We start from the raw sequence: 16,268 nt of genomic DNA, 5'->3' as shown, positions 1-16,268 counted from the left end.
CCGCACGGGCCCGGCCACCGGTCCGGTGGGCGAGGGCGGCGCTAACGTCGCCTCAACCGGGTGAGCCGGCGACGAACCGTGGCGGTCAGGGGGTGGTCGTGTCCCAGGACCCGCTCGCAGTGCGCGAGTGTCTGCGCGTACAGGGCGACGGCGCGATCCACCTGGCCCGCCTTCTGGTAGGCGTTGGCGAGGTTGTTGCGGGACTTCAGGGTGTCCGGGTGATCGGGTCCGAGGACCCGGACGCGGTCCGCGAGGGTCTGCTCGTGCAGGACGATCGCCTCCTCGGCGCGGCCCGCCGCCCGGTAGGCGTTGGCGAGGTTGTTGCGGGACTTCAGGGTGTCCGGGTGATCGGGTCCGAGGATCCGCTCGGCCTCGGCGAGGTTCCGCTCGTGCATCGCGACGGCCTGTTCGATGCGACCTGCCGATCCGTAGGCGTTGGCGAGGTTGCCCCGGGCCTTCAGGGTGTTCGGATGGTCGGGTCCGAGGATCCGGTCGAATTCGTCGAGAGTCTGCTCGAGCAGGGTGACGGCCTGTTCGGCGCGGCCGGCCAGGCGGTAGCTGACGGCGAGGTTGTTGCGGGAAGCCCAGGCCTCGGGGTGGTCCCGGCCGAGGATCCGCTCGACCTCGTCGAGGCTCCGCTCGTGCGCGGCGACGGCCAGGTCTATGCGGCCGGCCACCCGGTAGGCGATCGCGAGGCTGTTACGGGACCTGAGGGTGTCCGGGTGTTCCGCGCCCAGAACGCGCTCGTGGTCGGCGAGCAGCTGCTCCGACAGCGTCACGGCACGGACGAGGTCGCCGGCGGCCTGCAACGCACCGGCCGCCCAGCCGAGTTGACTCAGCGGCGGGACGTCGGTGGCGTGCTCGCGCAGCGCCAGGGTGTGCGCGACGAGCTCGTCGACCTCGGCCCGGCGGCGCGCGACCTGCACCGAGGGCAGGGCTCCGGTGAGCCGGTCCAGCAGGCCGGTCGCGGCGGCGACCGCGTCCGCCAGCGGTGGGGTGGCATCCGCCCTGCTGGCCAGCTCGCGGATCACCCGGGCGGTCAACCGGTGGACGGTCACGACCACGCGGTCGCGACCCCGCTCGTCCTCCACCACACCGCCGAGCGTGACGAGTGACGCCCCGGCGAGCAGGTCCAGGGCCCGCCCCACCCCTCCGGTCAGGCCCAGCCCGTCGGCGCCGGCGACGAGCATCTCCCGGCTGACGCCGTCCGGCGACAGCAGCGCCAGTACGGTCAACAGGCGTACCGCGTCTCCGTCGGGATCGTCGACGGTCAGCCCGGCCACGCTCAACCGCGTGGCCCTGAGCACCCCGGGATGGTCGGTGCCGGCCTGCCGGCGCAGCGTGGCGTCGAGATCCTGCCCGTCCAACGCCGCCAGATAACGGCGGTACGAGAGCCGGTTGCGCACGATGTACGCGGCGGCCTGCGCGAGGCCCAACGGCAGCCAGCCCAACTGCTCACCGACCTCGCCGGCGTCCCCGCCGTCCGGCAGCCCGGTCGCCTCGTGCAGGAAACGCCGCCCCTGCTCGGGGCTGAACAGTCCCACCGGGACGACGGTCACGCCGGGCATGGCCGCGAACTCCTGCCGGTTGCTCGTGATCAACACCGTCGCACCACCCGGTCCGGGCAGGAACGGCGCGACCGCGTCCGGGTCGTCGACGTTGTCGAACACCACCAACCGGCGGGCCCGGTCGCCGTCGCCCAGCCACCGGGTCACCGCCGTGGCCAACTCGGGTGGCGTCTGCTCGGCCCCGGTCCGGAGCCCGAGATGTTCGGCCAGCAGGGCCAGCTCGACCGTCGCGCCGCCCTCGGCGTTGAGCCACGCCACCAGGTCGTAGCCGTCCGCGACGCACTGCCGCGCGTACTCGGCGGCCAACTGGGACTTGCCCGCCCCGCGCTGCCCGGCCAGCGCCACCAACGCCGCCCGGCCCTGGCTCCTCAGCGCCCGCCGCAACGCCCTGACCTCCGCCGGCCGGGGCTGGAAGTGCCATGCCACCCGAGGCACCGCGCCGAACACGCGCGACGGCGCGGGACCACTCCGGTGCGACGTCCGGCCGGGCCTCAGCGCCGTCACCAGGGGCGGCACGAACATCGTCGCCAGCGCGGCCAGCGCACCGGAGACCACCGCGACCGGCGTCTTGCCGTCGGCCACCAGCGACCAGCCGATGAGCGCCGCCGTCGACCCGACCACCACGACCAGCAGCCCTCGCCGCAACCACCGTCCCCAGTGCATGGACACCACCGCACCGTACCCACCGCTCCCAAGCGGTGTGATCGAGGAGTTCGGGTCGCAGATGCGGGTGTGGGGCACGGCCTGCCGTACGATCTGCCGCGCGCCGGGCCGACCGGCCGGCGCGATCGTCGGGAGGGGACACGATGAGCACGCCGGGGACCAGGGGACGACCGTCGGGGCTCGTGATCGGCTCGCTGGTGGCGATCTCGTTCGGGACCGTCTTCGTCCTGGTCAACAGCGGTGGTCTGCCCGCGCCGTGGCCGCTCGTGGTGCGGGTGGCCGGTCTGCTGGTGGCCGCGCTGCTCCTGGTCGGCCTGTTCCGGGTGGCCCGCCGGGAGACGCCCGCCCCGGCACAGGAGGCGGCGGGCTTCATGGACCGCCGCTACTGGCTCGTGGTGGCGCTGGAGGCGGTCGCCCTCTTCGGCGGCCTGGCCGTGATCAACAACGTGCTGGACCGGCCCGCCGTGGCGGTCGCCTGGGTCGCGGTGGTGGTGGGTGTGCACTTCTTCGGCCTGGCCGCGGTCTGGCGGATGCCGCGCTACCACTGGCTGGGCGCCGTGATGACCGCGCTCGGCATCGCCGGCTTCCTGGTCCACGCGCTCGGCGGCAGCGCCGCCACGGTCGCCCTGGTCTCCGGCGTCGGCTGCGGCGCGGCCCTGTTCGCCACCGTCGCCCTGGCCCTGCGCGACGCCACCACCCCCCGCCCCACGGCCTGACGCTCGAGGAGTTCGTTGCGGCCCGACGCGAACTCCTGGATCAGCGCCGAGGGGTTGGCGTGGCCAGGTGGGCGGCGCGCATCTGGAGATACTCCTGCTCGGGGCGGCTGGTGGTCCGCGCGGCGGCGGCGCGGTAGTGGGTCACCGCGGCGTCGCGGTCGCCGGCCATCTCGTGCAGGTGGGCGCGGGCCGCGTCGAGCCGGTGCGAGCCGGCCAGCCGGGAGTCACCGGCCAGGCCGGCGAGCGCGTCCAGGCCGGCGGTCGGGCCGTGCACCATGGCGGTGGCGACGGCCCGGTTGAGCGCCACCACCGGGCTGCCGGTGAGGCGCTCCAGCACGCCGTAGAGCGCGAGGATCTGCGGCCAGTCGGTGTCCGCCGCGCTCGGTGCCTCGTCGTGCAGCGCGGCGACCGCGGCCTGGAGCTGGTACGGCCCGACCGGCCCCCGGGCCATCGCGGCGGTGACCAGCGCCGTCCCCTCGGCGATCGCGGCGGCGTCCCAAAGGGAGCGGTCCTGCTCGGCCAGCGGGATCAACTCGCCCGACGGGCCGGTCCGGGCGGCGGCGCGCGCGTCGGTGAGCAGCATCAGGGCGAGCAGCCCGGCCACCTCGCTGTCGTCGGGCAGCAGCCGGCGCATCTCCCGGGTCAGTCGGACCGCCTCCTCGGAGAGGTCGACCCGGCGCAGGTCGTCGCCGAGGCTGGCGGTGTGCCCCTCGGTGAAGATCAGGTAGAGCACGTGCAGCACGGCGGCCAGGCGTGCCTGCCGGTCCGCCGGCTCGGGCATCCGGAAGGGCAGCCCGGAGTCGCGGATGCGCTGCTTGGCCCGGCTGATCCGCTGCGCCATGGTGGCCTCGGGGACGAGGAACGCCCGGGCGATCTCGGCGGTGCTCAGGCCGCCCACCGCGCGCAGGGTCAACGCGATCGCCGACGGGGTGCTCAGCGTCGGGTGGCAGCAGAGGAACAGCAGCACCAGCGTGTCGTCCCGCTCGCCGGTCAGCGGCTCGTCGGCGGCCGGCGCGGTCCGCCGGTCGCCGCCGGAGCGCCGGGCCGCGCGTTCCTCCCGGTCGCGCCGGGCCGTCTCGGCCCGCACCAGCTCGATCATCCGCCGGTACGCGACCTGCGTGAGCCAGCCGCGCGGATGCTCCGGCATCCCCTCGGCGGGCCACTGCCGGGTCGCCGCCAGCAACGCCTCCTGCACCGCGTCCTCGGCGGTGGCGAAGTCACCGAACCGGCGGGCGAGCACGCCGAGGACCTGCGGCGCCAGTTCGCGCAGCAGGTCCTCGACGGCGTGGTCGGTCAGCGTCACATCTCCTGCGGCGGGCCGGACATCACCGGGTGCACCTCGATCGGCATGTTCAGCGGCCGTCCGCCCGGGCCGGGCGCGGTGGAGATGAACGCGGCGATCTCGGCCGCCCGCTGCGGGGTCTCGCAGTCGACGATCCAGAAGCCGGCCAGGAACTCCTTGGTCTCCGCGAACGGGCCCTCGGTGACCACCGGCGCGCCGTTCGCGCCGGCCCGCACGATCCGGGCCTGCTGCGGCCCGCCCAGCCCCTCGCCCTGCACGAACTCCCCGTCGGCCACGAGCTTGGCGTTGACCTCGCCCATGAAGTCGATGTGGGCCCGGAACTCCTCCGTCGTCCAGGTGTCGACGGACGGGAACTCGGCCCCGGCGGCGCTGAACTGCATCAGCAGCATGTACTTCACGTCTCGCTCCTCACGCCCGAGCACCGATTGTCGGTGCCTGCACCCTCCGGTAGAAGCCGCCACCCCGGTTCTCGACATCCGCCGCCGAAGAAGTTCGGGGAGGTCCGGTCACCCCGTGATCGCGGTCGCCTCCAGTTCGACGAGCACGTCGGGCTCGAAGAGGTGCTCCACGCCGATCAGCGAGGCCGGCGGCAGCGGGCGGGGCAGATCCAGCTCCTCGGCGACCGACTCGATCCCGGCCATGAACGGCCCGATCCGCTCGGGCGTCCATCCGGTGACGTAGAAGGTCAGCCGGACCACGTCCGCGAAGGAGGCGTCGGCGCCGGCGAGGGCGCGGCCGGTGTTGCGCAGCACCTGCGCGACCTGCCCACTCAGGTCGTCCGGCGCCACCGGCGTGCCGTCGCCCCGTCGGGCGACCTGACCGCTGACGTGGATGTGGCGCGACCCGGTGGACACCGCCACGTGGTGGTAGGGCGTGTGCGGCTGAAGACCCTCGGGGCTGAAACGGATGACCGGCATCATGTCTCCTCTGGTGGAATCGCTGAGGTTTACCATTGATACCTAGTTGACGAAGGACACTTCAAGGAGACCTGGTTTCATGCGCGATACCACCGCCCCTCGGGCCGGTGAGCTGCGGATCGACGCGCCCCACCGCGACCTGCTCGACCAGGTGCTGGACAAGTGGTCGCTCAGCATCCTCAACGAGCTGTGCGAGCGGCCGTGCCGCTTCAACGAGCTGCGCCGCGCCGTTCCGGCCGTGACCCAGAAGTCGCTGACCGCGACGCTGCGCCGACTCGAACGCAACGGCATCGTCGAACGCCGCGTCGTGGCCACCCGCCCGGTCGCGGTGGAATACCGGATCACCCCATTGGGCAAGACGCTGCGCGGTCCCGTCGACGCCCTCCTCGAGTGGGCCGACGCGCACATGCCGCAGATCGAGAACGCCCGGCAGGCGTTCGACGCCGCGGAGGACTGACGCTCAGGCGGCGACGGCCTCCAACAGCAACGCCTGCTCCGGGTGCAGGGCGGGCAGTTGCAGACCGACCGACGCCAGCACCGACCCGCTCAGCGTCACCCCCGCGCCGGACGCCAGCCAGGCCGGGGGCGTCAGCTCCAGCAGCGCCGGCTCCGGCACCCCGGCCGGCGGGCGGACCCGATAGCGCCGGTGCGGGTCCAGCCCGGGCAACCGCACCGCACCCGGCACCTGGGCCGCGGAGGTGGCCAGCCGGCTGACCGCGTACACCGCCGCGGAGCGGTCGTGGGCGACCACGCCGTGGGCCTGCACGGCCGGGTCGGGGTGGTCGACCCGGACCACCCGGCCGCCGTGCAGCAGCGGACGCAGCCGCTTGTGCAGCGCCACCCAGGCGGTGAGTTCAGCGCGGGTGGTCGCGTCGATCGCGGTGATGTCCCACTCGATGCCGTGGTGGCCGAAGAGTGCGGTGACCGCCCGGAAACCCAGGTCGTGCACGCGGTGCGTGGTGTGCGAGCGCTCCGGCCCGATGTGCGTGCCGATCAGTTCCGGCGGGAGCAGCAGGCCGGTCCAGCGCTGGATGGACAGCCGTTCCAGCGCGTCGTTGCAGTCACTCGCCCAGACCCGGTCGGTGCGGCGCAGGATCTCCAGGTCGACCCGGGCGCCGCCGGACGAACAGCTCTCGATCTCCAGGCCCGGGTGGCGGGCGCGCAGCTCGTCGAGCAGCCGGTAGACGGCCACGGTCTGCGCGTGCACCCCGGGCCGGCCGGCGTGCCCGGCCTCGGTGAGGTCCCGGTTGTGGTCCCACTTCAGGTACGCGATGCCGTCGTGCTCGCGCAGCACCGCGTCGAGCCGGCCGAGCACGTACGCGTACGCGTCCGGGTTGACCAGGTCGAGCACCTGCTGGTGCCGCCACTCCGGCGGCAGCCGGCCGGGCGCCTGGAGCAGCCAGTCCGGGTGGGCCCGGAACAGGTCGGAGTCGGGGTTGACCATCTCCGGCTCGACCCAGAGCCCGAACTGCATGCCGTGCGCGCGGACGTGGTCGATCAGCGGTTGCAGCCCGTCCGGCCAGACCTCGCCGTCGACCCACCAGTCGCCGAGCCCGGCGAGGTCGTGGCGCCGGCCGCGGAACCAGCCGTCGTCGAGCACGAAGCGTTCCACCCCCACCTCGGCGGCCCGGTCGGCGAGCGTCCGCAGCCGGCCCAGGTCGTGGTCGAAGTAGACCGCCTCCCACACGTTCAACGTCACCGGTCGCGGCGTGCGCGGGTGCTCCGGCCGGGCCCGCAGGTGCGTGTGCAGCACGTCGCTGAGCCCGTCCAGCCCGTCGGCCGAGTGCGCGGCGTGGAGCAGGGGAGAGGCGTACTCCTCGCCCGGCCCCAGCACGATCTCGCCGGGGGCGAGCAGCTCGCCGCCGCCGAGCGTGGTCTCGCCGGTCGGGCGACGTTCGGCCACGGTGACGTGGTCGCCGCTCCAGGCGGTGTGCACCGCCCACACCTCGCCGTGCCCGAAGCCGAAGCCGGGGGTGCCGGCGACCAGCAGCAGCGTGGCGTCGTGCCCGGTGCGTCCGTGCCGTCCCTCGCGTACCCAGGCGCCCATCGGCCACGGGTGCCGCTGCGGCGCGCGTTCCCGGCACCAGCGGCCGGTGAGGTCGAGCAGCTCGGTGGCGACCGCCGGCACCGGCAGCACCGGCGTCAGCTCGCGCAGCTCGTAGCGTCCGTCGCCGTCGTTGCGCAGCCGGTGTCGCAGCGTCAGCAGCCCCGCCGCGTCCAGCGCGATCTCGACGGTCAGGCGCAACCCCGCCCCCGGGTCCACCGCCCGCACCTCGACGGTGGAAAGGAAGGGCCCCCTGTTAACGCCTGGTGCAGGTAAAGGGGCCCCTCCTAACAGCTCGGGCCCGACGGCCGCGGTGCCGCCGGGGGGTGGCGTCGCGCGTTCGTCGCGTACGTCGAGGTCGACCAGGCGGAACGAGGTGGACCAGTCCCGGCCGTCGCGGTGACCGGCCAGGCCGGGCCGGCCGCTCCAACCGGCGCTCGCCTCGGGCAGCAGCGACAGCACGGTGGGCGCGTCGAAGCTGCTCGGGACCACCGGCGGCACGGTGGCGTCGACCAGCGCGGGCAGGTCCTCGGCGGGCAGCGGCCCGAGGTCGACGCCCCAGTGCACGACCCGGGGCAGGCCCGGTCCGCGCGCGTCGAGCACGAGGCTGGTCCGCGCGCGGCGCAGGTGGACGATCGTCATCCCTTGGAAGCTCCCAGCGTCAGGCCCCGGACGAACTGCCTCTGGAGCAGGAAGAAGATCACCAGGGTGGGGACCGCGACCAGCACCGAGCCGGCCGAGACCAGGTTGTTGTCGGTGAAGAACTCGCCGCGCAGGTTGTTCAGCGAACTGGTCACCGGGAACTTGTCGCCGGTACGCATGAGCACGGTGGCCCAGAAGAACTCGTTGTAGATCCAGGTCACCTCCAGCGTGGCCAACGCGGCCAGGGCCGGCCGGCACAGCGGCATGGTCACCTGCCAGTACTGCCGCCACACACTCGCCCCGTCGACCATCGCGGCCTCGTACAGCTCGTGCGGCAGCGCCTTCATGTAGTTGCTCAGCACGAACACGCAGAAGCCGCACTGGAACGCGACGTTGACCAGGATCAGCCCCCAGTAGCTGTCGTAGAGCAGCTCCGAGTCGCTCATCCAGGCCGGCAGCGGGATCTCGGTGAACATCCGGAACAGCGGGATGAGCAGGGCCTGCTGCGGCAGCAGGTTCGCGGCGGTGAACAGGCCGAGCAGCGCGATGTTGAGCTTCCAGCTGAACCGGGCGATCACGAACGCCACGCACGAGGCGAGGAAGAGCGTGAGCAGCACCGCCGGGACGGTGATGTAGACCGAGTTGAGGAAGTGCTTGCCGAACTCGGCGGTCCGCCACGCGGTGACGTAGTTGTCGATCGTCCACCCGCCGAGCGAGACGTAGCCGTTGGCGGCGGTGTACTCGTAGGAGCGGAACGACGTCAGCACCGCCCAGAGGATCGGGAACAGCCAGCCGATCGCGACCGTACCCAGGAAGAGGTGCAGGACCACCCGGGCCGGCCGCAGCGGCCGGCGGCGCCCGGTGGAGACGGCGGCGGTCATCGCTTGTCCTCCCGCATCACGGTCCAGAGGTAGATGGTGATGAAGACCAGGGAGACCATCAGCATGATCGTCGCCAGCGCCGAGCCGAAGCCGATCCGGCTCGCCTCGCCGACCACGTTCTGGGTCACCAGCGCGGAGATCAGCTCCAGCCCGTTGCGGCCCTTGTTGATGACCCAGACCAGGTCGAACGCGCGCAGCGACTCGATCACGGTCACCACCAGCACGATGATGTTGATCGGGCGCATCACCGGGAACACGACCCGGAAGAACGTGCTCGTCTCGGAGGAGCCGTCCACCGCGGCGGCCTCGCGCAGCGACGGGTCGACGCCCTTGAGCCCGGCCAGGTAGAGCAACATGATGTAGCCGACGTGCCGCCAGCCGGCGGCCACCAGCACCGCCCAGATGTTGACGTTCGGGTCGCCGTACCAGTCGGTGTCGCCGCCGAACACGCCGTTGAGCAGGCCCTGGTCCCGGCTGTAGATGAGCTGCCAGACGAAGCCGATCAGCGCCAGCGACAGCACCACCGGCAGGTAGAGCGCGGTCTGGTAGAACCGACTGCCGCGCAGCTCCTTGTCCAGCAGCACGGCGAGGAACATGCCGAACGGGGTGGCCACCACGAACAGCGCGGCCAGCCAGAGCAGGTTGTTCTGCACCGCGGGGACGAACGGCGGGTAGATGTTCACCACGTCGTCGTAGTTCTTCCACCCGACCCAGTCGATCTCGCCGATCGGGCCGATGCCGTCCCAGTCCGTGCCGGAGAGCAGCACGGTCGCCACCGCCGGCAGCCATACCAGGGCGGTGACGAGCAGCAGGGGCACCAGCACCATCAGCGTGATCACCACGCGGTCGGTGCGGGACAGGAGCCGTAGCCGGCGACCGCGACCACCGGTGGTGGTGGTCGCGGCCGGCGGCGGCACGGCGCGATCCGCTTGGATCAGGGGCAGGTCGGACATGATGTCCTTCCCCCTTCCGCCGTCAGCTGGTGAAGATCGACTTCTTCTGGTTCTCGACGCTGGTGAGCAGCCCGCTGATGTCCTTCGGGTCCTTGATGAACTGCTGCAACGCCGGGATGATCACGGTGGAGGCGAAGTCCGGCCGGGTGTCCCGGTCGAGGAACTGGGCGATCTCGGTGGCCGAGCCGACCAGCTCGGCGGCCTTCTTCTGCAGCGCGGTGTAGCCGGCGGTGTCCGCGCCGCTGTTGGCGACCAGCGTGCTCGGGTCGTTCTTCACGGTGATGTTCGCGGCGTCCTTCGAACCCAGGTACGTCAGCAGCTTGGTGGCCGCGTCCTTGGACTTCGGCTTGCGCGCCATCATGTAGCCGTCGATCGGCGCGTCCAGGGCCTTCGCGCCGATCGTGGAGTCGATCTCGGGGAAGGTGAAGAAGTCCAGGTCCTCCAGGTCGGCGCCGCTGAACTGCTGGCCGACGAAGAGGCCGAGCAGGTACATGCCGCTCTTCTTCTGCTGCAGCGACTGGGCGGCCTCCTGCCAGGTGCGGCCGAGCGAGTCCGGCTGGTGCAGGGGGAGCAGGCCGGCCCAGGTGTCGAAGACCTTCTTGACCTTGTCGGAGGTCCATGCCTCCTTGCCGGCCATCAGGTCGATGTGGAACTGGTAGCCGTTGATCCGCAGGTTGAGGACGTCGAACGTGCCCATCGCCGGCCAGCCGTCCTTGTCGGCGAAGGCGATCGGGTTCAGCCCGTCCTTCTTCATCTGCGCGCCGAGCGTGTTCAGGTCGTCCAGCGTCTTGGGCACCTGGTAACCACGCTGCTGCCAGACCGACTTGCGGTAGAAGACCGCCCACGGGTAGTAGGACGCCGGCACGAAGTACTGCTTGCCGTCGTCGCCGGTCGACGCCTTCTTGAACGCGTCGGAGTAGCCGTCGAGCTTGCCCCACACGTCGCTGAGGTCACCGGCCAGGCCCTTGGCCGCGAAGAACCGCATCCGGTAGCCGGCGAACCAGGTGAACACGTCGTCCGGCTTGCCCTGCAGGTAGTTGTTGATGTTCTCCTGGAACGTGTTGTGGTCGACCGTGTTGACGGCGACGGTCACCCCGGAGGACGTCTTGAAGCCGTCCATCACCTTGGCGACGACGTCCTTGGGCTTCGGGTCCGACTGGTTCGAGCCGAGCGAGACGCTCTTGGCGTCCCCGCCGGAACCGGAGTCGGAGTCGCCGCAGCCGGCGAGCAGGCCGGTGCCGAGCAGCGCGCCCGCGCCGGCCGCGCCGGCCAGCAGGGAGCGCCGGTTCAGGCCGGCGACGGAGGGGGGTACGAGCCGGGCGAGGTACTCGGCCTGCGAGCGGGGACGGGACATTGTGCCTCCTGCGTGGAAGAGGTGCGCTACGAGATTCACCGAGAATCCACATGTCCGAACAGAAATAGCCGGTGGCGGTTGAAGCTACCCCTTGGCTCGGCGCTGTCAAGAGGGCAAACGGACGGCGATAACCGAGCTGTGGCAGGGGAAAGAGTCGGTAAACGTTGTAACTTTTGTCGATGTTGGAAAGTGTTGACTTGGGTCGCGGCCGGGGGCACGCTCTGCTGTCATGCGGAACTGGCACGGCGAGGGCATCTGGTACGGCGCCGACTACAACCCGGAGCAGTGGCCCGAGGAGGTGTGGGCCGAGGACGTCGCGCTGATGCGCCAGGCCGGGGTCAACCTGGTGTCGGTCGGCATCTTCTCCTGGGCCCTGCTGGAACCCGCCCCGGACCGGTACGAGTTCGGCTGGCTCGACCGCGCGCTCGACCTGCTGCACGCCGGCGGGATCCGGGTCGACCTGGCCACCGCCACCGCCAGCCCGCCACCGTGGCTGGCCCACCGGAACCCGGAGACGCTGCCCCGGCGTGCCGACGGCACCGTGCTCTGGCCCGGCGGCCGGCAGGCGTACTGCCCCAGCTCACCGGTGTTCCGGGACCGCTCGCTCCGCCTGGTCGAGGCGGTGGCGCGGCGCTACGCGGCACACCCGTCGGTCGTCCTCTGGCACGTCTCCAACGAGCTGGGCTGTCACAACGTGCACTGCTACTGCGACGTCAGCGCCGAGGCGTTCCGGCGCTGGCTGCGCGAGCGCTACGGCGACCTGGACGCGCTCAACGCCGCCTGGGGCACCGCGTTCTGGAGCCAGCGTTACCACGACTGGGCCGAGGTGAACCCGCCGCGCGCCGCGCCGACGTTCGCCAACCCGACGCAGCAACTGGACTTCCTGCGCTTCTCCTCCGACGAGCAACGCGCCCAGCTACGCGCCGAGCGGGAGCTGCTGAACCGGCTCGTCCCGCAGCCGGTGACCACCAACTTCATGATCGGCACCGGCATCAAGTACCTGGACTACCACTCGTGGGCGTCGGACGTGGACGTGGTCGCCAACGACCACTACCTCACCGCCGCCGACCCGCAACCGCAGGTGAACCTCGCGCTCGCCGCCGACCAGACCCGGGGCGTGGCGGGCGGCGCGCCGTGGCTGCTGATGGAGCACTCCACCAGCGCGGTCAACTGGCAGCCCCGCAACATCGCCAAGACGCCCGGTCAGATGCGGCGCAACAGCCTCGCCCACGTGGCCCGGGGCGCCGACGGGGTGCTCTTCTTCCAGTGGCGCGCCTCCCGGGCCGGCGCGGAGAAGTTCCACTCCGCGCTGGTCCCGCACGCCGGGCCGGACACCAAGGTGTTCCGCGAGGTCCGCCGGCTCGGCGCCGACCTGCGGGCGCTGGCCGAGGTACGCGGCAGCCGGGTCGACGCCGACGTCGCGCTGCTGTTCGACTACGAGGCCTGGTGGGGCGCGGAACTCGACTCCCACCCGAGCGTCGACGTCACCTACACCGACCGGCTGGCCGCGCTGCACGGCGCACTCTGGCGGGCCGGGGTCACCGCCGACGTGGTGCACCCGTCGGCGGATCTGTCCCGCTACCGGCTCGTCCTGGCGCCCACGCTCTACCTGACCCGCGACGCCGACGCCGACGCGCTGCGCCGCTTCGTCGAGGCGGGCGGCACCGCGCTGGTCACCTACTTCAGCGGCATCGTCGACGAGCACGACCACATCCGGCTCGGCGGCTACCCCGGCGCGTTCCGCGACCTGCTCGGCGTACGCACCGAGGAGTTCTTCCCCCTGCGCGCCGGCGAGACGGTCCGCCTCGACGACGGCGCCCGCGCCGACGTGTGGACCGAGTGGCTGCACGCCGAGGGCGCCGAGGTGCTCGCCGCGTACGCCGACGGGCCGTTGCCCGGCGTGCCGGCGCTGACCCGCCACGCGGTCGGCGCGGGCGCCGCCTGGTACGTCGGCACCCGGCTCGACGACGCGGCCACCGACCGGCTGGTGGCCCGGCTGCTCGCCGAGGCCGGCGTGCGGCCACCGGTGGCCGCGCCGGCCGGGGTGGAGGTGGTCCGCCGCCGCTCGGCCGAGCGGAGCTGGCTGTTCGTGGTCAACCACACCGACGGGTCGGCCCGGCTGCCGGCCACCGGTGTCGAGCTGCTCAGCGGCGAGCGGTGCGACGGTGAGCTGGTGGTGCCGGCGGGGGAGGTGGCGGTGGTCCGCGAGGTGGAGGTCTGATGCTGGCCCAGCAACGGCAGAGCGCCATCCTGGAACTGATCCGCCAGCGCGGCGGCGTCCGGGTCAGCCACCTGGTCAGCCGCTTCGGCGTGTCGGACATGACCATCCGGCGGGACCTGGAGGTGCTCGCCGAACGCGGCCTGGTCGACAAGGTGCACGGCGGGGCCACGCTGGCCGGCCCCGGCTCGACCGAGGAGCCCGGCTTCGCGGCCAAGTCGGCCCGACAGCGGGCCGAGAAGCAGGCCATCGTGGAGCGGGCCGCCGGGCTGGTCGAGCCGGGCATGGCCGTGGCGCTCTCCGCCGGCACCACCACCGCCGCGCTGGCCGCCCGGCTCGCCGAGGTACGCGGGCTGACCGTGGTCACCAACTCGATCCCGGTCGCCGACGCGCTCTACCAGAATCCCCGCGCCGACCAGACCGTCGTGCTCACCGGCGGTATCCGGACCCCGTCGGACGCGCTGACCGGCCCGGTCGCCGAGTCCGCCATCGCCGCGCTCAACGTCGACCTGCTCTTCCTCGGCGTGCACGGGATGAGCCAGCGCACCGGCTTCACCACCCCCAACCTGCTGGAGGCGGCGGTGAACCGCCGCCTGATCGGCGCCGCCCGCCGGCTGGTCGTACTCGCCGACCACACGAAGTGGGAGACCATCGGCATCGCCACCATCGCCCCGCTGGAGGAGGCCGACGTGCTCATCACCGACGGTGGGCTCCCGGTCGAGGCCCGCCGTCAACTCGGCGAGCAGGTGGGCGAACTGATCGTCGTCCCCACCGACTGAGCGTCCCGGCGGCGCGTCCCGTCCGCTTTCAGGCACTTCTCAGCCGTCCCATTTAGGGTGCCCTGCACGGCCCGCGTGCTCCAGGGTGGAGCGCGCCTACGGCGGAAGCGGAGTTGCGATGGTCTTCAAGAAGATGCTGAGCGCGTTCGGCGTGGGTGGCCCGAGCGTCGACACCGTGCTGACCAACCCGAACACCCGGCCCGGCCTGGCCCTGGACGGGCACGTCAACCTGGTCGGCGGCGACGCTCCGGCGCGGATCGAGCAGATCACCCTCGGCCTGGTCACCCGGGTCGAGATCGAGGGCGGCGACACCGAGTACGCCGGCGTCATGGAGTTCCACCGGATGCCGGTCAGCGGCGCGTTCGAGCTGGCCCCGAAGCAGCAGCTCGCCATCCCGTTCCAGATGCCGGTGCCGTGGGAGACCCCGGTCACCGACGTCTACGGGCAGCGGCTGCGCGGCATGACCATGGGCCTGCGCACCGAGCTGGCGGTGGCCCGGGCGGTGGACAAGTCCGACCTGGACCAGGTGTCGGTGCACCCGCTGCCGATCCACGAGCGGATCCTGGACGCCTTCCAGGCGCTGGGCTTCCGGTTCAAGCACGCCGACCTGGAGCGCGGCCACATCCACGGGGTCCCGCAGACGTTGCCGTTCTACCAGGAGATCGAGTTCTTCGCCGCGCCGCAGTACGCGCAGACGGTCAACGAGGTCGAGCTGACGTTCGTGACCAGCCAGCAGGGCGTCGAGGTGATCCTGGAGTGCGACAAGCGCGGCGGCTTCCTCAGCGCCGGGCACGACGCCTTCGGCCGGTACTCGATCCCGCACAGCGACGCCGCGCGTACCGACTGGACCCAGGTGGTCGACGGCTGGCTGCGCGAGACCACGTCCCGCTACGGCGGCCTGCGCGCCCAGGGCTTCGGCGCTCCGCACGGCCACCACGGCTACCCGGGACACCACGGTCACCGGGGCTCCGGGATGGGCGGCATGATGGCCGGCGCCGCGCTCGGTATGGCCGGCGGTCTGGTCGCCGGCGAGATGCTCGAGGACGCCTTCGAGGGCGACGACGGCGGGGACTTCGGCGAGGAGTGACGGCACGCGACGACGCCCCCGGGACGCAGGTCCCGGGGGCGTCGCCGTTGGCGTGACCGTGCGGGTCAGTGCCGGCCTCGACGCTCCTTGCCGGAGCGACGCGCGCTGCCCGCCTTCGACAGGCCCCGGCTGACCAGGTACGCGCCGGTCAGCGCGGTCAGGTACCACCAGGCCTGGTTCGGGTTGTTGATGTTCAGGCCGTTGGTGGCGGCGCCCCGCCAGAACGCGGCGATCACGACGACCGCGACGGCCGCGGCGTACACCCAGAACTCGGTGGTGAGGAACGCCTGCTTCGTCTCGGTGCCGGGGCTGGGCATCTGCTCCCGGTGGCCGTCGTGCATCGACGGCATCTGACGGGTCGACGTGTCCTGCATGCTCGACCGGTTCTGGACGTCGGACATCGGCCGGTTCATCGGCCTGGTGGATGCAGCCTGCGTGCTCATCTGGTCCTCCTCAGGATTTGATGAGTCGTTACCTGCACACCCTCGCCCCGCTACCGCAGGTCGGCCACGGCACGGTTCGCGCTCTGTGGCGGGGGCACCCTCCGACTACCCGACCCCGGAGACAAGCTAACCGCCGGGTGCCCGGCCGTCGTCGCCCCGGCGGGGAACCGGACAGCGGGGCGTATATCCGGCGCCACCGGGGGTGGGCCGGTTTCAGCCACCGGCCCTCGGGCACGCATCACTGACACCCGACACCGGAGCGACGAGGTGGTTGACGTGCGTGAGGACGACATGCGGCAGGACGCCGCCCGGCAGGCCGAGCAGCGGGTCGCCGGCGGCGTGTACGGCGAGGGCGCGCTCGACGAGGTCACCGTGCCGCAGACCGACGTGGAGCGGATGATCCAGGAGTCGGATCCGGACGACCCGGCGCACGTTCCGGTCGACCCGACCGTGCTGCGCGACGGCGGCCCCACCCGGGGCCAGGGCGCGGTCACCACGACCGGTGGCACCGCCGGCCCGGCCAGCGTGCGGCGGGTGGCCCGGCAGCCGGAGCGGCACCCGGGCAAGGTGGCGCCGACCACCACCGGCGACGCCACGACCGGTGGGATGAGCACCCCGTCCGGCGGTTCCACCAGTGACGCCTCGGCCAGCGGCGCCCAGGTCGGCAACTTCACCGACGAGGGCGCCAACCCGGGCTGAC

General features: G+C 72.3%; 15 protein-coding genes. 6 read left to right on the top strand and 9 right to left on the bottom strand.

Features of this window, described 5'->3' with window-relative positions:
* Nucleotides 1–41 precede the first annotated feature (41 nt).
* The gene (locus tag CO540_RS10545) at nt 42–2,231 is read right to left on the bottom strand and encodes a tetratricopeptide repeat protein (protein WP_253866725.1); all 2,190 of its coding nucleotides are present in this window, start codon (nt 2,229–2,231) and stop codon (nt 42–44) included.
* 143 nt (nt 2,232–2,374) lie between these two features.
* Between CO540_RS10545 and CO540_RS10540 the strand changes: the two genes are divergently transcribed.
* Nucleotides 2,375–2,947 (top strand): hypothetical protein, encoded by a 573-nt coding sequence (locus CO540_RS10540; RefSeq protein WP_099161896.1) that lies wholly within the window; start codon nt 2,375–2,377, stop codon nt 2,945–2,947.
* A 40-nt stretch (nt 2,948–2,987) separates the two neighbouring features.
* On the opposite strand, the gene CO540_RS10535 is transcribed toward CO540_RS10540, so the two are convergent.
* The 3 genes from CO540_RS10535 to CO540_RS10525 form a co-directional block, all read right to left on the bottom strand.
* Entirely contained in the window at nt 2,988–4,244 is a 1,257-nt protein-coding gene (locus tag CO540_RS10535; RefSeq protein WP_216642388.1) for an RNA polymerase sigma factor, read from the bottom strand.
* Nucleotides 4,245–4,246: 2 nt separating this feature from the next.
* Complete coding sequence (locus tag CO540_RS10530) at nt 4,247–4,639, bottom strand: YciI family protein (RefSeq protein WP_253866723.1); 393 nt, start codon at nt 4,637–4,639, stop codon at nt 4,247–4,249.
* A 117-nt stretch (nt 4,640–4,756) separates the two neighbouring features.
* Complete coding sequence (locus CO540_RS10525) at nt 4,757–5,167, bottom strand: RidA family protein (protein WP_099164699.1); 411 nt, start codon at nt 5,165–5,167, stop codon at nt 4,757–4,759.
* A gap of 79 nt (nt 5,168–5,246) precedes the next feature.
* Between CO540_RS10525 and CO540_RS10520 the strand changes: the two genes are divergently transcribed.
* The gene (locus CO540_RS10520) at nt 5,247–5,624 is read left to right on the top strand and encodes a helix-turn-helix domain-containing protein (RefSeq protein ID WP_099161894.1); all 378 of its coding nucleotides are present in this window, start codon (nt 5,247–5,249) and stop codon (nt 5,622–5,624) included.
* A 3-nt stretch (nt 5,625–5,627) separates the two neighbouring features.
* Here CO540_RS10520 and CO540_RS10515 read toward each other — a convergent pair whose 3' ends face one another.
* The 4 genes from CO540_RS10515 to CO540_RS10500 are packed head-to-tail and all read right to left on the bottom strand — an operon-like array spanning nt 5,628 to nt 11,041.
* Entirely contained in the window at nt 5,628–7,853 is a 2,226-nt protein-coding gene (locus tag CO540_RS10515) for an alpha-galactosidase (RefSeq protein ID WP_099161893.1), read from the bottom strand.
* Nucleotides 7,850–8,734: a carbohydrate ABC transporter permease gene (locus tag CO540_RS10510; protein ID WP_091579130.1), complete on the bottom strand. Its 885-nt coding sequence runs from the start codon at nt 8,732–8,734 to the stop codon at nt 7,850–7,852. The genes CO540_RS10515 and CO540_RS10510 overlap by 4 nt, the downstream gene beginning before the upstream one ends.
* A complete protein-coding gene (locus CO540_RS10505) occupies nt 8,731–9,687 on the bottom strand; it encodes a carbohydrate ABC transporter permease (protein ID WP_099161892.1) in 957 nt (318 codons plus the stop codon). The genes CO540_RS10510 and CO540_RS10505 overlap by 4 nt, the downstream gene beginning before the upstream one ends.
* Nucleotides 9,688–9,709: 22 nt before the next feature.
* Nucleotides 9,710–11,041, bottom strand: coding sequence for an ABC transporter substrate-binding protein (locus CO540_RS10500; protein ID WP_099161891.1), 1,332 nt, complete (start codon nt 11,039–11,041; stop codon nt 9,710–9,712).
* Nucleotides 11,042–11,270: 229 nt separating this feature from the next.
* Between CO540_RS10500 and CO540_RS10495 the strand changes: the two genes are divergently transcribed.
* From CO540_RS10495 to CO540_RS10485, 3 genes are all read left to right on the top strand, one after another.
* Nucleotides 11,271–13,262, top strand: a complete 1,992-nt coding sequence (locus tag CO540_RS10495) for a beta-galactosidase (protein WP_099161890.1) — start codon at nt 11,271–11,273, stop codon at nt 13,260–13,262.
* A complete protein-coding gene (locus CO540_RS10490; protein WP_098745698.1) occupies nt 13,262–14,038 on the top strand; it encodes a DeoR/GlpR family DNA-binding transcription regulator in 777 nt (258 codons plus the stop codon). The genes CO540_RS10495 and CO540_RS10490 overlap by 1 nt, the downstream gene beginning before the upstream one ends.
* A gap of 118 nt (nt 14,039–14,156) precedes the next feature.
* Nucleotides 14,157–15,125, top strand: coding sequence for a sporulation protein (locus CO540_RS10485; protein WP_099161889.1), 969 nt, complete (start codon nt 14,157–14,159; stop codon nt 15,123–15,125).
* Nucleotides 15,126–15,190: 65 nt separating this feature from the next.
* Here the strand turns inward: CO540_RS10485 and CO540_RS10480 are convergent, their stop codons facing one another.
* Complete coding sequence (locus tag CO540_RS10480; RefSeq protein WP_172968008.1) at nt 15,191–15,526, bottom strand: hypothetical protein; 336 nt, start codon at nt 15,524–15,526, stop codon at nt 15,191–15,193.
* Between the two features lie 318 nt (nt 15,527–15,844).
* Here CO540_RS10480 and CO540_RS10470 point away from each other — a divergent pair, with 318 nt between their 5' ends.
* Nucleotides 15,845–16,267 (top strand): hypothetical protein, encoded by a 423-nt coding sequence (locus tag CO540_RS10470; RefSeq protein ID WP_172967824.1) that lies wholly within the window; start codon nt 15,845–15,847, stop codon nt 16,265–16,267.
* The last annotated feature ends 1 nt before the right edge of the window (nt 16,268 follow it).

Source organism: Micromonospora sp. WMMA2032, from assembly GCF_002688545.1.
GTDB lineage: Bacteria > Actinomycetota > Actinomycetes > Mycobacteriales > Micromonosporaceae > Micromonospora > Micromonospora sediminicola.
This window is presented reverse-complemented; position numbering and strand designations above follow the sequence as displayed.

Bases quoted from the DNA above. Each gene is read 5' to 3' on its own strand.
- CO540_RS10505 (WP_099161892.1), bottom strand. From the start codon at position 9,687: ATGTCCGACCTGCCCCTGATCCAAGCGGATCGCGCCGTGCCGCCGCCG.
- CO540_RS10490 (WP_098745698.1), top strand. From the start codon at position 13,262: ATGCTGGCCCAGCAACGGCAGAGCGCCATCCTGGAACTGATCCGCCAG.
- CO540_RS10510 (WP_091579130.1), bottom strand. From the start codon at position 8,734: ATGACCGCCGCCGTCTCCACCGGGCGCCGCCGGCCGCTGCGGCCGGCC.
- CO540_RS10525 (WP_099164699.1), bottom strand. From the start codon at position 5,167: ATGCCGGTCATCCGTTTCAGCCCCGAGGGTCTTCAGCCGCACACGCCC.
- CO540_RS10530 (WP_253866723.1), bottom strand. From the start codon at position 4,639: ATGCTGCTGATGCAGTTCAGCGCCGCCGGGGCCGAGTTCCCGTCCGTC.
- CO540_RS10545 (WP_253866725.1), bottom strand. From the start codon at position 2,231: ATGCACTGGGGACGGTGGTTGCGGCGAGGGCTGCTGGTCGTGGTGGTC.
- CO540_RS10500 (WP_099161891.1), bottom strand. From the start codon at position 11,041: ATGTCCCGTCCCCGCTCGCAGGCCGAGTACCTCGCCCGGCTCGTACCC.
- CO540_RS10515 (WP_099161893.1), bottom strand. From the start codon at position 7,853: ATGACGATCGTCCACCTGCGCCGCGCGCGGACCAGCCTCGTGCTCGAC.
- CO540_RS10485 (WP_099161889.1), top strand. From the start codon at position 14,157: ATGGTCTTCAAGAAGATGCTGAGCGCGTTCGGCGTGGGTGGCCCGAGC.
- CO540_RS10495 (WP_099161890.1), top strand. From the start codon at position 11,271: ATGCGGAACTGGCACGGCGAGGGCATCTGGTACGGCGCCGACTACAAC.
- CO540_RS10480 (WP_172968008.1), bottom strand. From the start codon at position 15,526: ATGTCCGACGTCCAGAACCGGTCGAGCATGCAGGACACGTCGACCCGT.
- CO540_RS10540 (WP_099161896.1), top strand. From the start codon at position 2,375: ATGAGCACGCCGGGGACCAGGGGACGACCGTCGGGGCTCGTGATCGGC.
- CO540_RS10520 (WP_099161894.1), top strand. From the start codon at position 5,247: ATGCGCGATACCACCGCCCCTCGGGCCGGTGAGCTGCGGATCGACGCG.